This window comes from Methylobacterium sp. BI1 (genome assembly GCF_056680125.1).
This window is the reverse complement of the sequence record NZ_CM155267.1, coordinates 1,379,688-1,396,273: the sequence shown is the minus strand read 5'-3', so window position 1 is coordinate 1,396,273 and position 16,586 is coordinate 1,379,688. Positions and strand designations below refer to the sequence as shown.

Annotated in this window: 16 protein-coding genes; 9 read left to right on the top strand and 7 right to left on the bottom strand. The window is 71.6% G+C overall.

Translation table 11 applies throughout. From position 1 onward, the window contains the following. The first annotated feature begins 3 nt into the window (after positions 1–3). Entirely contained in the window at positions 4–870 is an 867-nt protein-coding gene (gene prmC, locus AC1MGR_RS06750) for a peptide chain release factor N(5)-glutamine methyltransferase (RefSeq protein ID WP_480234071.1), read from the top strand. Positions 871–1,343: 473 nt separating this feature from the next. Further along, entirely contained in the window at positions 1,344–2,636 is a 1,293-nt protein-coding gene (locus AC1MGR_RS06745; RefSeq protein WP_480234734.1) for a DUF4167 domain-containing protein, read from the top strand. Between the two features lie 60 nt (positions 2,637–2,696). Here AC1MGR_RS06745 and AC1MGR_RS06740 read toward each other — a convergent pair whose 3' ends face one another. Then, positions 2,697–3,434, bottom strand: a complete 738-nt coding sequence (locus AC1MGR_RS06740; protein ID WP_108037957.1) for a hypothetical protein — start codon at positions 3,432–3,434, stop codon at positions 2,697–2,699. Between the two features lie 13 nt (positions 3,435–3,447). Then, complete coding sequence (locus AC1MGR_RS06735) at positions 3,448–4,416, bottom strand: DUF2336 domain-containing protein (protein ID WP_480234070.1); 969 nt, start codon at positions 4,414–4,416, stop codon at positions 3,448–3,450. Positions 4,417–4,591: 175 nt separating this feature from the next. Here AC1MGR_RS06735 and AC1MGR_RS06730 point away from each other — a divergent pair, with 175 nt between their 5' ends. The 4 genes from AC1MGR_RS06730 to AC1MGR_RS06715 all read left to right on the top strand — a co-directional run bounded on the left by AC1MGR_RS06730 (position 4,592) and on the right by AC1MGR_RS06715 (position 6,656). Further along, complete coding sequence (locus AC1MGR_RS06730; protein ID WP_082487210.1) at positions 4,592–4,756, top strand: YqaE/Pmp3 family membrane protein; 165 nt, start codon at positions 4,592–4,594, stop codon at positions 4,754–4,756. A gap of 75 nt (positions 4,757–4,831) precedes the next feature. Further along, positions 4,832–5,437, top strand: a complete 606-nt coding sequence (locus AC1MGR_RS06725; RefSeq protein WP_108037961.1) for a sulfite oxidase-like oxidoreductase — start codon at positions 4,832–4,834, stop codon at positions 5,435–5,437. After that, positions 5,430–6,152, top strand: a complete 723-nt coding sequence (locus AC1MGR_RS06720) for an FAD-binding oxidoreductase (RefSeq protein WP_480234069.1) — start codon at positions 5,430–5,432, stop codon at positions 6,150–6,152. The genes AC1MGR_RS06725 and AC1MGR_RS06720 overlap by 8 nt, the downstream gene beginning before the upstream one ends. Before the next feature lie 78 nt (positions 6,153–6,230). After that, on the top strand, positions 6,231–6,656 hold the full coding sequence (locus AC1MGR_RS06715; protein ID WP_480234068.1) for a GFA family protein: 426 nt from the start codon (positions 6,231–6,233) through the stop codon (positions 6,654–6,656). A gap of 95 nt (positions 6,657–6,751) precedes the next feature. Here the strand turns inward: AC1MGR_RS06715 and AC1MGR_RS06710 are convergent, their stop codons facing one another. Beyond that, the gene (locus AC1MGR_RS06710; RefSeq protein ID WP_480234067.1) at positions 6,752–8,449 is read right to left on the bottom strand and encodes a methyl-accepting chemotaxis protein; all 1,698 of its coding nucleotides are present in this window, start codon (positions 8,447–8,449) and stop codon (positions 6,752–6,754) included. 213 nt (positions 8,450–8,662) lie between these two features. Then, positions 8,663–9,751, bottom strand: a complete 1,089-nt coding sequence (locus AC1MGR_RS06705; RefSeq protein WP_480234066.1) for an NAD(P)/FAD-dependent oxidoreductase — start codon at positions 9,749–9,751, stop codon at positions 8,663–8,665. Between the two features lie 248 nt (positions 9,752–9,999). Between AC1MGR_RS06705 and AC1MGR_RS06700 the strand changes: the two genes are divergently transcribed. Next, positions 10,000–11,715, top strand: a complete 1,716-nt coding sequence (locus AC1MGR_RS06700; RefSeq protein ID WP_480234065.1) for a DEAD/DEAH box helicase — start codon at positions 10,000–10,002, stop codon at positions 11,713–11,715. A gap of 54 nt (positions 11,716–11,769) precedes the next feature. On the opposite strand, the gene AC1MGR_RS06695 is transcribed toward AC1MGR_RS06700, so the two are convergent. Together AC1MGR_RS06695 and AC1MGR_RS06690 are read right to left on the bottom strand one after the other, a co-directional pair. Beyond that, on the bottom strand, positions 11,770–12,720 hold the full coding sequence (locus AC1MGR_RS06695; RefSeq protein ID WP_480234064.1) for a hypothetical protein: 951 nt from the start codon (positions 12,718–12,720) through the stop codon (positions 11,770–11,772). A 218-nt stretch (positions 12,721–12,938) separates the two neighbouring features. Further along, on the bottom strand, positions 12,939–13,829 hold the full coding sequence (locus tag AC1MGR_RS06690; RefSeq protein WP_480234063.1) for a DUF6925 family protein: 891 nt from the start codon (positions 13,827–13,829) through the stop codon (positions 12,939–12,941). 103 nt (positions 13,830–13,932) lie between these two features. On the opposite strand from AC1MGR_RS06690, the gene AC1MGR_RS06685 reads away from it, so the two are divergent. Both AC1MGR_RS06685 and AC1MGR_RS06680 read left to right on the top strand, forming a co-directional pair. Next, entirely contained in the window at positions 13,933–15,426 is a 1,494-nt protein-coding gene (locus AC1MGR_RS06685; protein WP_480234062.1) for an ATP-binding protein, read from the top strand. Next, entirely contained in the window at positions 15,423–16,082 is a 660-nt protein-coding gene (locus AC1MGR_RS06680) for a response regulator transcription factor (protein WP_108037979.1), read from the top strand. The genes AC1MGR_RS06685 and AC1MGR_RS06680 overlap by 4 nt, the downstream gene beginning before the upstream one ends. 12 nt (positions 16,083–16,094) lie before the next feature. Here the strand turns inward: AC1MGR_RS06680 and AC1MGR_RS06675 are convergent, their stop codons facing one another. Then, the gene (locus tag AC1MGR_RS06675) at positions 16,095–16,511 is read right to left on the bottom strand and encodes an EVE domain-containing protein (RefSeq protein WP_108037981.1); all 417 of its coding nucleotides are present in this window, start codon (positions 16,509–16,511) and stop codon (positions 16,095–16,097) included. Positions 16,512–16,586 lie beyond the last annotated feature (75 nt).

The following is a 16,586-nucleotide window of genomic DNA, read 5'->3' as shown; positions in this document are numbered from 1 at the left end:
CCGATGCGCCTGGATCCGGCGCTCACCCGCACCGACGCCCTGCGGCGCATGAGCGAGGCGCTCGTCGCCCAGGGCCTGCCGGCGCGCGACGCCCGCTTCCTCCTTCTCGACCTCCTCGGGCTCAGTGCCACCGACCTGATCCTGCGGGGCGACCTGCCGCTCGGACACGAGGCCGCCGCGACGCTCGAGGGCGCCGTCGCGCGGCGCCTCCGGGGCGAGCCCGTCGCCCGGATCGTCGGCGCCTGGGAATTCTGGGGCCTGCCGTTCGGGCTCGCACCCGAGACCCTCGTGCCCCGGGCGGATACCGAGACCCTGGTGGAGGCCGCCCTGGTCCTCCATCCCGACCGCCGGCGCCCGGTGCGGATCCTCGATCTCGGCACCGGCTCGGGCTGCATCCTGGTGGCGCTGCTCAGCGAGTTGCCGAACGCCGGCGGGATCGGCCTCGACCGCTCCCACGGGGCCCTCGTGCAGGCCCGCGCCAACGCGGTGCGGAACGGCGTCGGGACCCGCGCCGCCTTCGTCTGCGCGGACTGGACCGCGAGTCTCCGCGGGCGTTTCGACCTCATCGTGTCGAACCCGCCCTACATCGCCCGCGACACCATCCAGGGGCTCGACGTCGAGGTCCGGGGCCACGACCCGATGGCGGCCCTGGACGGCGGCCCTGACGGCCTCGACGCCTACCGGAGCATCGTCGACGCCCTGACCGGCGGGCCGGTCGGACTCGCCCCGGGCGGCGCACTCGTCCTCGAGGTGGGTTACGATCAGGCCGAAGCCGTCGAGACCCTCGGGACACGGGCGGGCCTCGGCCCCGCCATGCGGCATCACGATCTGGCCGGGCATGCCCGGGTGGTCCGCTTCGGTCCCGTCTGAGGGGAGAGAGAGACGAAAATCCTGTGGGACAGGCGAAAAAACTGCGCCTGACGGCTGCATCGGGGCAAAAAACGCTTGTTGCCCCCTCGGCGAACCGCTAGTGTCGCAGGCAGATCGCGAACGATCCATTAAGATGGGTCGTGGTAAGACGGGTGGCGGCTTTGGTCCGCGACGCTCTTAGACGGTCCCCCCACGATCAGGCTGGCGCGCGCGGGCAGAGGCGCAGGAGCTTGGTCAACTTCGTGCCTGAAAACCGAAGGACGCCTGGACGCTCAGAGCGCGCCTTGGTCAACGGACAGAGACGACAAGCACGGCGATATCGATCACGGACACACCGGACCCGGATCACGCGGCGCCAGCGACGAGCCTGAGGACAGGCCGCGTCGTGGCCGCCTGGAACCCGCCGCATCATCAGACGCTCCGAGACGAACGAGGGTCAATCGAGACCGATGAGACCAAACCAGAATAGACGGATGCGCGGTCGCAACCGCCCCAAAGGTCCCAATCCGCTCACGCGTTCCTACGAATCCAACGGGCCGGACGTCAAGATTCGCGGTACCGCCCAACACATCGCCGACAAGTATGCCCAGCTCGCGCGCGACGCGCAGGCCAGTGGAGACCCGGTGGCGGCAGAGAACTACTTCCAGCACGGCGAGCACTATTTCCGGATCATTTCCGGCGCCCAGGAACAGACTCGTCAGCAGGTCGGCGGCTACGCCCGCGGCTTCGACGACGACGGCGACGAGGGCGACGACGAGGGCCAGGGCGCCCCGCAGGGCTACGCAGCCTCGAGCTACGGCGCCAATGCCTACAACGAAGAGTACGGCGACCCGGCCCAGCAGCCGCAGCCGACGGCCTACGAGCCCCGGCAGGACACGCGTCCGGACAATTACCGGCAGGATTACAACCGGCAGGATTCGAACAGACAGGATTCGAATCGGCAGGACTCCAATCGGCAAGACGCGAACCGGCAAGACGCGAACCGTCAGGACTCCGGTTCGGACAACAACCGGCAGAACCGCCGCGACCGCTTCGCCAATCGCGGCGACCGTCCGCAGCGCTTCGACAATCAGCGCGACGGCAATCGTCCCGACTACAACAACCGGCGCGACGAGTTCAGTCGGCCGGACGGCAATCGCCAGGACGGCAATCGCCAGGACGGCAGCCGTCAGGACTACAATCGTCAGGATGGCAACCGTCAGGATTTCCGGACGGACTCCCAGCGTCAGGAAAGCCCTCGGCAGGACTACAATCGCCAGGACCAAGCCCGGCAGGATCAGCCGCGGCAAGACCAGGCGCGCCAAGACCAGCCTCGCCAGGATCAGTCACGGCAGGATCAGCCGCGCCAGGATTTCCGTCCCGCCCCGGCTCGCTCCGACGCCCCCCGCTACGAGAATGGGCGCGCGGACAATCCGGTGAACGAGGCGCCGCGCGGCGAGTTCGGCGGCCAGGATGCCGTCCGTCAGGACGCGCCCCGGGCCGCCCGCTCCGGCGAGGCGCCGCCCCGGCGCAGCCGTCGCCGCGACGAGCGGGATACGGCCGGTCCGACCGAGGACGTGGCCGCCCTGCCGGCCTTCCTGATGACGCCGCCGCGTCCGGTTCCCGTCGCCGAGCCGTCCGGGCAGCCGGATGCCCCGGGCGATGTCAGCTCCGCGGCACAGGACGACGGCGCACCGGCGCCCAAGCCCCGCCGCCGTCGCCGCGCCCGGTTCGAGGGATCGGACGGTCCCGTGGGCGCCGACGATCCGACGCCGGTCACCGAGTAAGCCCGGTTCCATTTCGCGGAACGGCAGGAAGCCGCCCCACCGGGCGGCTTCTTCGCGTTTCTAGGGGCCGCGCCAGTCGAGGAAGGCCTCGACCCGGTGGATCAGCCGGCGATGGCGCGCCGCTTCGCCGAACGGGGCGAGGTCCCAGCTCCAGCGTCGATCGGGCTGACCCAGACGCACCCCGTGCAGCAGGTCGAGGCGCCCGGTCACCCCTGCGCTCCGGTCCTCCTCGACCTGCTCCACGTCCGTGACGAGGCAGACCCGGGCCCGCAGACCCGCGAGCCCGTCGAGATGGGCCCGGACGATCCGGCCTCCGAGATCCGGCGGCACGAAGCCCGGCCGATCGAGGGGCAGGATCGGCAGCTGCGACAGGAGATTGGCCGAGACCACGAAGTCGACGGCCTCGTCGCCGCAGAGGGCGGCCAGGGGTTCGGGCCGGTCGGGCCGCAGGGCGAGGTCCGCCGTGACGAGGCGGACGTTGGGATAGGCCCGCGCCCGAAGGCGGGCCGGCCAGAGGTGCACGGCATCGACGAGGTGGACCTGCGCGAAGCGCGCGGCGAGCTCCGCGAGCGGGACATCCTGGAGGAGGCCTGAGCCGAGCACCACGGCCACGCGCCGCTGCGGGAGATCCTCGCAGGCATCCAGGATCGCGGCCCGCGCCGCGGCGAGATGGGGAGCCCAGGCGCTGCGGCAGCGGCGCCCGCGGGACATCAGCAGGACGCTCTCGCGCAGGTGGCCCCTCCGGCGATGGGCGAAGGGCACCGGCGTGACGAGGAGGTGGAAGAGTTCGACGAGCACTGGAAGCCCCGGATCAGCAATCCGAGCCCGATGGCGCCCGCGCGTCCGGCGCACCGCCTGGCTGCGCCGAGAGGCGGACCACGCGCTGGGCCGTCGTCACCGACAAGGCCTGGAACGCGGCCTGGATCCCGTTCCATTCCTCGGGCGGCCGCACCGGCCCGGGTTTCGCCCGCAGGAACAGCTTCAGGGTCCCGAAGCCGAGGCGGATCGAGCGCAGCAGAAACAGCAGGGGATCGTGATCCGCCGTCTCGTAGGCGCGCCGGGCGAAGGCGGGCGACACCGCGGCGAGGCGCGCGACCTCGGCCAGGGCCGTCTCGAGGTCGCCGGCCCGGATCAGGTCGTCGATGCGCCGCTCGTCGGCATCCGTCGCGCGCGGAAGGGTCTCGCCCACCCGCGGGGCGTCCATCGCTGCGGCGGGCTGTCCCCGGGGCGCGACGCGGGTCACCAGCATGGCCCGCAGGACGGCATCGCCCCGGGCCCGTTCGCCGAGCGCGGTATAAGTCGCGCCGGAGAAATGCGCGCCGGCATTGCCCGCGACCACGTGCACCGTCTGCCGATCGCCGCGCGCCACCAGGACGTCGGTGACGCGCTCGCCGAGGGTCGGCCGCTGCGCGACGGCCCGAAGGTGCTCCTGCCCCCGCGATTCGGAAACGGTGACGAGATCGGCCTCGTCCAGGCGGGGCGAGCGCTGCAGGATGGGCCGGGCCACCGCGATGTCCGGGTCGAAGGCCAGGTCCCGCACCACGTCCCGCGGCGCGTTGCGCACATCGGCCAGATCGTCCGCCAGGACGATGCGCGCGGCGCCGTCGACGGCGCGGGCCAGGGGCAGCATCGCGGCGTCGAAGACTTCCACCGCCTCCTCGCGCAGCCCGGCGGCCCGCTCGGTGAAGAGCGTCGACAGCCGTTGCAGCACCCGTCCGCGCTGGAGCAGGCCACCGGACTGGACCACCTGCTCGATGTCGCGCACGAGGGTTTCGATCATACGCGGACTCCCTGCGCGGTCCGTCCTTCAGCGATGTTCGACACCATCCTGGGGACGCAGAGATTAAGAAACTGAAATTCGCGATGGGCCGGCCGGGGAACTTGGCCGCGACGATTCCGTTGCGCTTGGGCCGTTGCGACCGCATTCCCGCGCGCGCAGTCTACCCGGAGCGACCGTGTCGAATCTCGTCCGCATCATCCTCGCGATCTTCCTGCCGCCGATTGCCGTCCTCATGACCACGGGCATCGGCCTGCAGTTCCTCCTCAACATCCTGCTGACGCTGATGGGTGTGCTGCCGGGCACCATTCACGCCCTGTGGCTGGTGCTGCGCGATCGCTGAGGGAGTGATAGCCTGCCGCGCGGGCCGATCGTCGAGCCACGGTCGCCGCGACCGGTCGGACAGCGCGAGGGGAGCATGAGCACACGAGGTTTCACGGGGCGCAGGCCGCCCGAGGCGACCCGCGAGCGTCTGCCCCCGGGCCAGTACCTCACCGAGGACTTCCCGGTGCTCCAGATCGGTCCCAACCCGCGGATCGACCTCGCGACCTGGTCCTTCACCCTGCGCGAGGGCTCGCGCCCCCTGAAGAGCTGGAGCTGGGAGGCCTTCCAGGCCCTGCCCCGCACCCGCTGGGGCGGCGACATCCACTGCGTGACGAAGTGGTCGAAGTTCGACACCGCCTGGGAGGGCGTGAGCTTCGACGACCTCCTGGCCGATGCCGGCATCGCGGCGCCGACCGCCTTCCTGCTGGCCGAGGGCTACGACGACTACACCACCAACGTGCCGGTCGCGGACCTGACCGGCGGCAAGGCCATGGTGGCGACCCACTACGACGGCGCGCCGATCCCGGTGGACCATGGCGGCCCGGCCCGGCTGCTGGTGCCACACCTGTATTTCTGGAAGAGCGCCAAGTGGGTGAAGGGCCTGCGCTTCACGCAGCGGGACGAGGGCGGCTTCTGGGAACTGCGCGGCTATCACATGTACGGCGACCCCTGGCGCGAGCAGCGCTTCACCGGTGATTGATCCCGCCCCAGGACCCCTGCCCTGGCAGACCGCGACCCTGACGGCCATCCGGCCGGTGACGCGGCGCGTGAAGAGCTACCGCTTCCGGGTCGCCTTCGACCGGCCGATGCTGGCCGGGCAGCACGTCGACGTGCGCCTCACCGCCCCGGACGGCTACCAGGCCCAGCGCAGCTACTCGATCGCCTCGCCGCCGGACGGCGACGGCACCATCGAACTGCTGATCGAGGGCCTGCCGGACGGCGAGGTCTCCGGCTTCTTCGACGCGGTGGCGGCGGTCGGCGACACGATCGAGCTGCGCGGGCCGATCGGCGGATCCTTCGTCTGGCGCCCCGAGGATGGCGGCCCCCTCCTCCTGGCGGGCGGCGGCTCGGGGGTGGTGCCGTTGCTCTCGATGCTGCGCCACCGCGCGGCGGCGGCGCCGGGGGTCCCCGCGCTCCTGCTCTATTCCGTGCGCGATGCCGGCGAGATCATCGCCGCCGAGGAGCTGGCCGTGCGCGCCCGCGACGAGCCGAATTTCCAGCTGATGCTCAACCTGACCCGGGCCGGAGGCCGCCGGGTCGATGCCGCGATGATCGTCGAGGCGCTGGACCGGCTCGGCCCCCCGCGCCACGCCTATCTCTGCGGCGGCAATCCCTTCGTCGGGGCGGTGGCAGACCTCCTCCTCGATGCCGGGGTGGACCCCGCCCGCGTCCGGACCGAGCGCTTCGGCGGTTGAGCGCCCATCGCGGGGCCGGCCGAGCCCCGCGACGGATCACGGATCGCGAACATCTTCGGGAGACGGAGGGACACGGGAATGTCGGCGGAAGCCAACCAGCGCGAGGGACAGTGCCATTGCGGCGGCGTCCGGTTCCGGGCGTCCCTGAGCGACGGTCTCGATACGGTCCGCCGCTGCACCTGCTCGTATTGCCGGATGCGCGGGGCGGTCGTCGTCTCGGCCGAGGCCGGCGGCGTCGAGCTCCTGCAGGGCGCGGACCTGCTGACCAGCTATCGCTTCAACACCGGCGTGGCGCAGCACTTCTTCTGTTCGCGCTGCGGGATCTACACGCACCACCAGCGGCGCTCGAACCCGGAGCAGTACGGCGTCAATGTCGCCTGCCTCGACGGCCTCAGCCCCTTCGACTTCGCAGAGGTCCCGGTGGTCGATGGCGTCAACCATCCGAACGACACCGGTGGATCGAGCCGGCTCGCCGGCACCCTGCGCTTCGTGCCCGCGACCTAGTCGCCCCGCCCCGGCCCGGGGGACTGCGTCCACGGCCGCGTCCCTAAGGTCGCTGCCGGACCCATCCCCGAGGCACGGAGGGGCGGCGCCGGAGGTCAGGCCGCGCGGACGGTCGCGAGGAAGCGGGAGACTTCCGTCCCCAGCTGCTCGGACTGGCGCGAGAGCTCGGAGGCCGCGGAGAGCACCTGGCTCGCGGCCGCGCCGGTCTCCTCGGAAGCCTGGGCCACGCTGGCGATGTTGCTCGTGACCTCGCTGGTTCCGGTGGAGGCCTGTGCGACGTTTCGCACGATCTCCTGCGTCGCGGCGCCCTGCTCCTCCACCGCCGCCGCGATCGACGCGGCGACGCCGTTGATCTCGCGGATGCGCGTGCTGATCGAGCCGATGGCCGAGACCGCCTGCCCGGTCACGCCCTGGATCTGGCCGATCTGCATACCGATCTCCTCGGTGGCCCGCGCGGTCTGGGCGGCCAGCTCCTTCACCTCGGTGGCCACCACGGCGAAGCCGCGCCCGGCATCGCCGGCCCGGGCGGCCTCGATGGTCGCATTCAGGGCCAGCAAGTTGGTCTGGCTGGCGATGTTCGAGATCAGCCCGACCATGTCGCCGATCCGCGCGGAGGCCTGGCTCAGGGCCTGGACCAGCTGCATGGTCTGGTCGGCCTCGCCCACGGCCGTCTGGGCGAGATCCGAGGATCCCGAGACCTGACGCCCGATCTCCTGCACGGAGGAGCCGAGCTCCTCGGCCGCGGCCGCGACGGTCTGGACGTTGGCGGCGGCCTCTTCGGCGGCGCCCGCCACGGTGACGGACTGGCTGGCCGTGTCGCTGGCGGTGGTGGTCATCGTCTGGGCGGTCGCCTGCAGCTCGGTGGCGGAGGACGAGACCATGCCGACAATGCCGCCGACGGCGCGCTCGAAGGAATCGGCCAGCTCCACCATCGTCCGCTTCCGCTCGAGGGCCGCGGCCGCGTCGGCGATGCGCTTCATCTCGGCCTGCTCGGCCGCCTTGACCGCCACCATGGCCTTGATGCCCGCGACGGCGCGACCGATGGCGCCGATCTCGTCGCCGCGGGCCGCTTCCTTGATCTCGGCCTCGATGTCGCCCTTGGCCATGCCCTGCAGCACGTGCACCAGCTGGCCCATCGGCCGGGTGATCCCGAAGGCGACGATCGCGGCGGCCAGGGCCATCGCGCCGAGCAAGCCCGCCACGGTCGCGGCGAGCAGCATCGCGCTGGCGGCGCTGACGGCCCGCTCGGCATCGTCGCGGGCCTGGCGGAGCTCGGCGGTCAGGATCTCGAGGCGGGGCTGGATGATCTCCCGGACCTTGGCCCGCGCCGCGGAGCCCTCGATCAGCAGGATCTTGGCGGCCGCATCCGCCTCGTTCTTCAGGCCGAGCGTGTTGGACCGGTCCATGATGGCAAACAGGTCACCGATCGATGCGCGCAGCTTCAGCGGCGCCGCCTTGCGCTCAGGCGTATCGGACAGGGCAATCAACCGGTCGGCCCCATCCAGGGCCGCTTTCGTGGCCGCGTCGTAACGCGACCTGTATCCGGCCATTTCCTGTTCGCGGGTCTCGATGATGATGTTGCGCGCCTGGACCGAAGCCTCGTTCACGTTGATGCGGATGCTCAGGATACTTTCGAGCCGCGCGGCCTGACCGTCGACGATGCTCACCGTCTGCTGCGCCAGACTTCTCAGCGTTGTGTATGAGTAGAACGCCAGACCAGCTGCCAGAACGGCAAGAATAGCAAGCGGAGACGCCACCTTGACGATGATCTTGGCGTTCTGGAGGATGCGCATAACGGTAACCCAGGAGTAAAATGATCCCGGGGTCCTTAGGAACATTCGCTTAAGAAGCGATAAACACTATTTCTCACATGTTGCTGAGAGCAACAAAATTCTTTGCGTCAACGAAATATCTTGAAAGATTATTTTGGAGGCGCCGGGGGCGTGATGCTCCTCGCCCTACCCTAAGGAACCCGTCGCCCCGCCGCGTTCCCCGGCCGGCTGCGCTCAGGCCTCGACCAGCCGGTCCGCGACCTCCTCGGCCAGGGACAGGCTGGAGGTCAGGCCCGGGCTCTCGATTCCGAAGAGATGGATCAGGCCGGGAAGCCCGTGCTCGGCCGGGCCGTCGATCCAGAAATCGGCGGCGGGCTCACCCGGTCCCGTCAGCTTCGGACGGATGCCGGCATAGTCCGGGGTCAGCACGCCGTCGGGCAGGCCGGGCCAGTAGCGGCGGATCGCGCGGGCGAAATCCTCGGCCCGGGCGGGATCGACCCGGTAGTCCAGGGTCTCCACCCACTCGACGTCCGGTCCGAAGCGCATGCGCCCGGCGAGATCGAGGGTCAGGTGGATACCGAGGCCGCCCTCGACCGGCGCCGGGTAGATCAGGCGCGAGAAAGCCGGCCGGCCGGTGCAGCCGAAATAGCTGCCCTTGGCCAGGACCTGGCGGGGAATGCGCGCGGCGGGATAGGCCTCGACAGCGCCGGCGACCGCCTGGGCCCCCAGGCCGGCGGCGTTCACCACGGCCTCGAACGGCAGGGCCTCGCCATTGACGGTGACGCTCCAACCCTCGGAAATCCGGGCGATCTCCGTGATGCGGCTGTTGAAGGCGATGGCGCCCCCGGCATCCTCAAGGTCGCCCTGGAGCGCCAGCATCAGCCCGTGGCTATCGACGATGCCGGTGCCGGGCGCGTGCAGGGCCGCCACGCAGGCGAGGTTCGGCTCCAGGGCGCGGGCCTCGGCTCCGTCGAGGAGCGCCAGACCCGGGACCCCGTTGGCGTCGCCGCGGTCCTTCAGCGCCGCGATGGCGTCGCGCTCGGCCTCGGCGGTGGCGACGATGAGCTTGCCACAGCGGCGGTAGGCGACACCGTGGCTGTCGCAGAAGGCCGCGAGCAGGGCCGCGCCGGCGACGCAGTGCCGGGCCCGGAGGGAGCCGGCCGGATAGTACATTCCGCCGTGGATCACCTCGGAATTGCGCGCCGAGATGCCCGTGCCGATCGCCCCCTCGGCCTCCGCCACGATGACCGCGTGGCCCCGGCGCGCGAGGGCACGGGCCACGGCGAGACCAACGATTCCGGCACCGACGACGAGGATATCCATGACGGGCCGGAGATGAGCACGAGACGGACGGGGAACACAACATGAGGCGTGCCCGCCGCAGGCCCGGGTGCCCAGGGGTGGAGGGGCATGCATCCGCGGTCATGGCGCTGCGCCGCAGTTCCGGCTACAAGAGACAGCATCCGTAACCGTTCGAGGCCGGAATCACGTTGGTTTGGAGAGGATCGCGCCCGTCGCGACGGCTCCCCGGCGGGTTCTCCGCCTGCTTGCCCGCTAAGGCTTCCGTCACAGTGCCCTTCCCAACCCTGCCGGCCCCGCTCGCCCGAGCGCTGACCGCGCGCGACTATGAAGACCCGACGCCCGTCCAGAGCGCCGTCATCGAGGCGGCCGCGCAAGGCCGCGACCTGCTCGTCTCGGCCCAGACCGGCTCGGGCAAGACCGTCGCGTACGGCCTCGCCTTCGCCGAGACTCTCCTGGGCGACGCCGAGCGCTTCGGCCCCGCCGGCGCGCCCCTCGCCCTCGTCATCGCCCCGACGCGCGAACTCGCGCTGCAGGTCGAGCGCGAATTGTCCTGGCTCTATGCGGAGACCGGCGCCCGCGTCATCTCCTGCGTCGGCGGCATGGACCCGCGCCGCGAGAGCCGCCAACTCAACGACGGCGCCCACATCGTCGTCGGCACCCCGGGCCGCCTGCGCGACCACCTGGAGCGCCGCAACCTCGCCACCCAGGACCTGCGCGCCGTCGTCCTCGACGAGGCCGACGAGATGCTCGACCTCGGCTTCCGCGACGACCTGGAATTTATCCTCTCGGTAACCCCGAAGGAGCGGCGCACCCTGCTGTTCTCCGCGACCCTGCCGAAGGCGATCGCGACCCTGGCCGAGCGCTACCAGAACGACGCCCTACGCATCGCCGTGAAGGGCCAGGAGCGCGGCCACGCCGACATCACCTACAAGGCGATCCGCGTGGTGCCGCGCGAGCTGGAGCACGTGGTGGTCAACACCCTGCGCTTCATGGATGCACCGACGGCGATCATCTTCTGCAACACCCGCAACGCAGTGCGCCACCTCCAGGCGGTGCTCACCGAGCGCGGCTTCTCGGCCGTGGCGCTCTCGGGCGAGCTCGGCCAGGGCGAGCGCAACGCGGCCCTGCAGGCGCTCCGCGACGGCCGGGCCAAGGTCTGCGTCGCCACCGACGTCGCCGCCCGCGGCATCGACCTGCCCACCGTCAGCCTCGTGATCCACGCCGACCTGCCGCACGATGCCGAGGTGCTGCAGCACCGCTCCGGCCGCACCGGCCGCGCCGGGCGCAAGGGCACCAGCCTGCTGCTGATCCCGGCCTCGAAGCGGCGCCGGGCCGAGCAGATGCTGATGATCGCCAAGGTCTCGTTCGAGTGGGCCGGCCCGCCCACCGCCGACGAGATCCGCCGCCTCGACGGCGAGCGCATGTGGCAGGACCCGATCTTCACCGAGGAGCCGGCCGAGGAAGACATCGCCATGGCCGAGACCCTGATGGCGCAGCGCACGCCGCAGGAACTCGCCGCGGCCCTGGCGCGGATCTATCGCTCCCGCCTGCCCGCCCCCGAGGACGTCACCGATCCGGGCGCAGGCCCCGAGCGCAAGTCCCGCCCGGTCTACGACCCCGCCGATGCCGACCGCATCGACGCCCAGGGCCCGGCCGTGTGGTTCCGGCTCAATCTCGGCCGGCGCGACAACGCCGATCCGCGCCGCCTGCTGCCGATGCTGACCCGGCGCGGCAATATCGGCCGCCAGGAGATCGGCGCGATCCGCATCTTCGATCGCGAGACCAAGTTCGAGGTCCGCGGCGGCGCCGCCTCGCGCTTCGCCCAGACCTTCGCCAAGAACGGCTCGCCCGAGATCCAGGTGGAGCCGCTCCTCGACGATGAGCCGGCCCGCGAGGAGAAGGGGCCGAAGGGCTTCAAGAGCCCGCGCGGGGCGCGCCACGAGCGCGAGATCGCCAAGAAGCCGCGCGCCAGCCGGGCGCGCTGACCGGACCGGGCGCGTCGGTTCGACGAAGGGCGCCCGGAACCGGGCGCCCGTTCGCTAGAAGTGGTCGGGCAGGCTCTTCACCGCATTGCCGAGGGCCTCGACGCTCTCGGCGATCTTGCGGCCGGCCGGGGCCAGCGACGGCACCTTCACGCCCAGGAACTCGGTCTGCTCCGGCTCCGGCTCCGCCTGCGCGACCTGGGGCGCCGCAGCGGTCTCCGGCTTCGCCGGCTTGACGCTCTGGGCCCTTGCGACGGTCGGCTTGGTCACCACGGGCTTGGTCTCGGCAGACTTGACAACCGTCGTCCTCGCCTCCGCCTTCGCGGCGACGGGGCTGTGCTTCGGCGTCTCCGGGGCCAGGGCCGTGAAGGTGCCGTTCGTCGCCCGCGACCGGGTCGTCTCGTTGGGCAGCGGCGCGATCAGGGTCGCCGTGCGCGTCGCCGGCACCAGCGAGGCCGGGCGAGCCGGCGGCAGGACCGCGACATTCTCGATCTGCGGCAGGCGCGCCGGCTTCGCGACGACGGGCGTCGCGACCGGCATCGCCTCGGCCGCCCGTACCTCGGCGACCTTCGGGCCGGCGAGCTTTGCGTCCACGGGTCGCGCGTCAGTGGGTTTCTCTTGAATGCGCCTGATGTCGGCGACCTGCGCCGCGGGCGGGGTCACCGCCGCCGGCAGGAGCTCAGGCTTCGCCGCGGGCGGCTGATCCGGCGCGGCCGCGATCGGCTTCGGCCGCGACGGCGCGAGGGCCGGGACGCCATCGCGCAGGTCCGGCCATTCGGAGGCGTTGTGCCCAAGGCTCGCGGGCGTCGCGGACGCCGTGGCGAGGGTCGGACGGGTGAATTGCGGACCCGCGAGACTGCCGAGCGCCGCGAAGGCGAAGGCCGTGAATCCGGCAAGGCCCAGGAGGCCGGCGCCGGAGAGCAGCACCACCCGGAGGTTCACGCGGGACGGGTGCGGGGCCGGCGCGGCGGGGCGCCGAGTCTCGGAGGGATCGATCGCTACGGACATCAGGGTCTCAGACATCTCGCACGCTTCAGGAGGTTCGGATTGACCGTTGCCGGTCGATCACGCGGCGCTGGTCGGGCACGACCGGCGCGGCGACGCCGGAGCGGCGACACCTGCGTGTAACGAAAGAGGCGCCGCAATGGGGCATGAAGATGTCCTTAACCCAATCCTTGAACAGGCTTGGATCAGATGCGGCACGAATCTGAATATAACCAACAGGTTTAACGCGAGGTGTCTGGGGAGGACTTAGCACTGTCCTGATTCGCCGCCGCAGCAGCCTGGACTTGGACGAGGCGCGCGACGGCGCGCGTGGTGCGGCTCGCCGCCCCGGGCGCGACGGCCTCCCCCGCGAGCAGGCGCGCCTTCAGGCGGACCCGTTCCGGGTTGCCCCAGCGGGTCAGCATCGCCTGGAACGCGGCATGCGTCGCAGGGTCGAAGGGGCAGGGCCGGCCCTGTCCGTCCCGGCAGGGATGCGGCGGGATGAACTGCGCCACGGGCACCATCCCGGCCGGGATCGGGGCGGTGGCGGCATGGGTGCGGCCGAGGGCCAGGATCTTCGGGTCGAGGAAGGCCCGCGGCGCGCCCGGATGCTCAGCGGAGCCAGCGAAGACCTCGATCCGGCCGAGCGGCGTGGTGACGACCGCGTCGGCGGCGGCCATCAGGCTCCGCACCGCAGCGGGATCCTCCGCGACGGTCCGGCCGGCCAGGGCGTCGAGGCGCGCGAGTACTCCCGGATCGGCGGAGCGGAGGCGCAGGCGGCCCTGCGGCAGGTCGAGGCCGAGATCGAACCACTTATCCCCAAGATTCCGCGGCTGCAGCGCGTCGTCGTCGCGCCCGGCCGCGCGGATCGGCCCGCCCCCCGTCCGGGGGCAGCGCGCCTGCGGCAGGCACAGGGCGACGGCGTGGCTCCAGCCGCCGGCGAAGGCGGTCTCGTAGGCCACCGGGATCGCCTCCGCCGGATGGAGGGCGATGCCGCCGAACCGGGTGACCCAGCCCGGGCGGCCGTCCGCGAGGGCGGTGACGGCTTCGACGCCACGGCACCCGACGCTCGCGAGCGCGCCGAATCCCCCCATCGCCCAGGCGGTCTCCGGATCGGCCAGGGCTCCGGCCACGAGGCGCGAAACCGAATCGGGGCGCTGCCATCCGGCGTCGGGTTCGCTACACACGGGGCGACGACCGCGCACGCATCCCCCGACGGGTTCCCCTCAGGCCGCCATGCCTCACGACGCCGCCTCCGCGCCCCGATCCCGGTGGGGCCTCTCCGCCCGGACGGCCGGCAACCCGGCCCCGACGGAGCGCATCGGCCGCTGGCCGCACTGGGCGTCGTGGTCGACCCGCACCCGGATGATCGTCCTCGTCCTCGCCATCGACGTCCTGGCCGCCCTGGTCTCCTGCGGCGTGATCGTGCTGAACGCCCGCTCCGCCGTCGAGGTCGAGATGCAGGCGGCGATGACGAATGTCGAGCTTCTGGTCTCCGACACCATCGATCTCGCCCAGGCCGGCCCGCCGGCCGGCATCCTGCAGACCCTGAACCTGCGTATCCACGACCTGCGCCACGTCCGCGTCACGGTCCTGGACGGCGCGGGCAAGATCATCACGGGCGGCCTCGGCCGGGTCAGGCGGGATCAGCACGCCTCTCCGGCCTGGTTCGCGGCACTGATCGCCCCGGCGATCCGGGAGCACGACCTGCCCATCGTGGCCCAGGGCCAGCGCATCGGCACGGCGCGCATCACCACGCAGCCCCGCGACGAGATCGACGAGGTCTGGGGCTATGCCCTGTCGCTGTCGCTGGCGAGCCTCTGCCTCAGCCTCGGCCTGCTCGGCGCCCTCACGGTGGCGTTCGGCCGAGTGCTGGCGCCCCTGACGCAGCTCTCCGAGGGCCTGATCCAGCTCGAACAGCAGGACTACACCGCGCGCCTCGAACCGCCGGCCTCCCGGGAGCTCGCCGCCATCGCGGCCCGCTTCAATCGCGTGGCGCAGGCGCTCTCCGAGACACGGGCGGCCAACGGGCGCCTGAACCGCCAGCTCCTCTCGGCCCAGGACGACGAGCGCCGGCGTACGGCCCTCGAGCTCCACGACGAGTTCGGGCCCTGCCTCTTCGCCCTGGAGGCCACCGCCGCCTCGGTCGTGCGCATGGCCGAGGCGGAGGCGCCCCCCGACCGGGACCGCCTGAAGCAGCGCGCCCAGGACATCGCCAGCATCGTCGGCCAGGTCCAGACCCAGAACCGCGACCTCCTCAACCGCCTGCGGCCGCACGCCCTCGGCCAGGTGCCCCTGCCGGACTGCCTCGACCTGCTGCTGCGCGACTTCCGGCGGCGGCATGCCGGCACGCGCTTCGCGGGCAGCTTCGAAGGGTTGGCCCGGGGCTACGGCGACGTCACCGACCTCACGGTCTTCCGCTGCATCCAGGAAAGCATGACCAACGCGGTCCGTCACGGGCGCGCCTCGAACGTCACCGTGCGGGCCCTCGACGAGGCGGTTCTGGGCACGGCCGGCGCCCGCGCCCTGCACCTCACCATCCGCGACGACGGCAGCGGCATCGCGCCCGAGCACGGCCTCGGGCTCGGTCTGTCGGGGATGCGCGAGCGCGTGGAGGCCCTGGGCGGCACGTTCCGGCTTGACAATGCCCCACCCGGCGCGGTTGTCCGGATCATGATTCCGCTCGATGATGAGCGCGACGCCGAAACGAGCCCGATTCCCAGCGCATGAACGCGATCGCCCCCACCGCCGAGGCCCCCACCCTCGTCATCGACGATCACCCGATCGTCCTCCAGGGATGCCGGCGCGTGCTCGAGGATGCGGGCATCGAGCGGATCCTCGAGGCCACCAGCGTGGTGGCGGCCTATCGCCACTTCCTGCGCGCACGCCCCGCCACCGTCATCTGCGACCTCACCTTCCAGGGCAGCGGCCTCGCCGGCCTGGAGCTGATCCGCCGGATGCGCACCGCCAGTCCGGGGGTGCGGGTCCTGGTGTTCAGCATGCACAACGATCCGGTGATCGTCTCGCGGGCCCTGGAGGCCGGCGCCCTCGGCTACGTGCTGAAGGACCACGCCTCAGGCGAGCTGTTCGAGGCCTTCGAGCGGGTCCGGTCCGGCCGGCCCTACCTCGATCCGCGCCTGGCGACCGAGGTCGCGATGCTCCGCACCGACCCGAAGCGCACGCCCGAGACCCAGCTGACGCCGCGCGAATTGCAGATCCTGCAGCGCCTGGCCCAGGGCAAGTCTTACGGCGCGATCGCGAGCGACCTCTCGGTCAGCTACAAGACCATCACCAACGCCTGCTCGATGATGCGTCAGAAGCTCGGCCTGCGCACACTGGCGGAGCTGATCCACGTGGCGGTGACGCAGGCCCAGCGTCAGGGCTGATCGGCCTGAGGGTCAGGCGAGCCCGCCCATCTCGCGCACCACCGCCCACTCGGCCTCCGTCACCGGCTGGACCGACAGGCGCGAATTGTTGGCGAGCACCATGGCGGCGAGGCGCGGCTCGGCCTTGATCGCCTCCAGGGTCACGGGGCGCGGCAACGCCTCGACGGCGCGCAGGTCGACCATGCCGAAGCGGCCGGTCGCGTCGGAATCATCCGGGTAGTAGGGCCGGATCACCTCGACGATCCCCACGACGGCTTTGCCCTCGTTGGAATGGTAGAAGAACCCGCGCTCGCCCACCTCCATGGCCATGAGGTGCTTTTTCGCGACGTGGTTGCGCACGCCGTTCCAGTGCGTGCCGGCGGCGCCCGCGGCGACCTGCTGCTCCCAGGACCAGGTCGAGGGCTCGGACTTGTAGAGCCAGTAGGCCATGCACTTCTCCAGAGACGCCGGCTCCATAGCACCGGCCAAGCGTGGCCGTCAGGCCCCGCAAAAGCGCGCTGCACA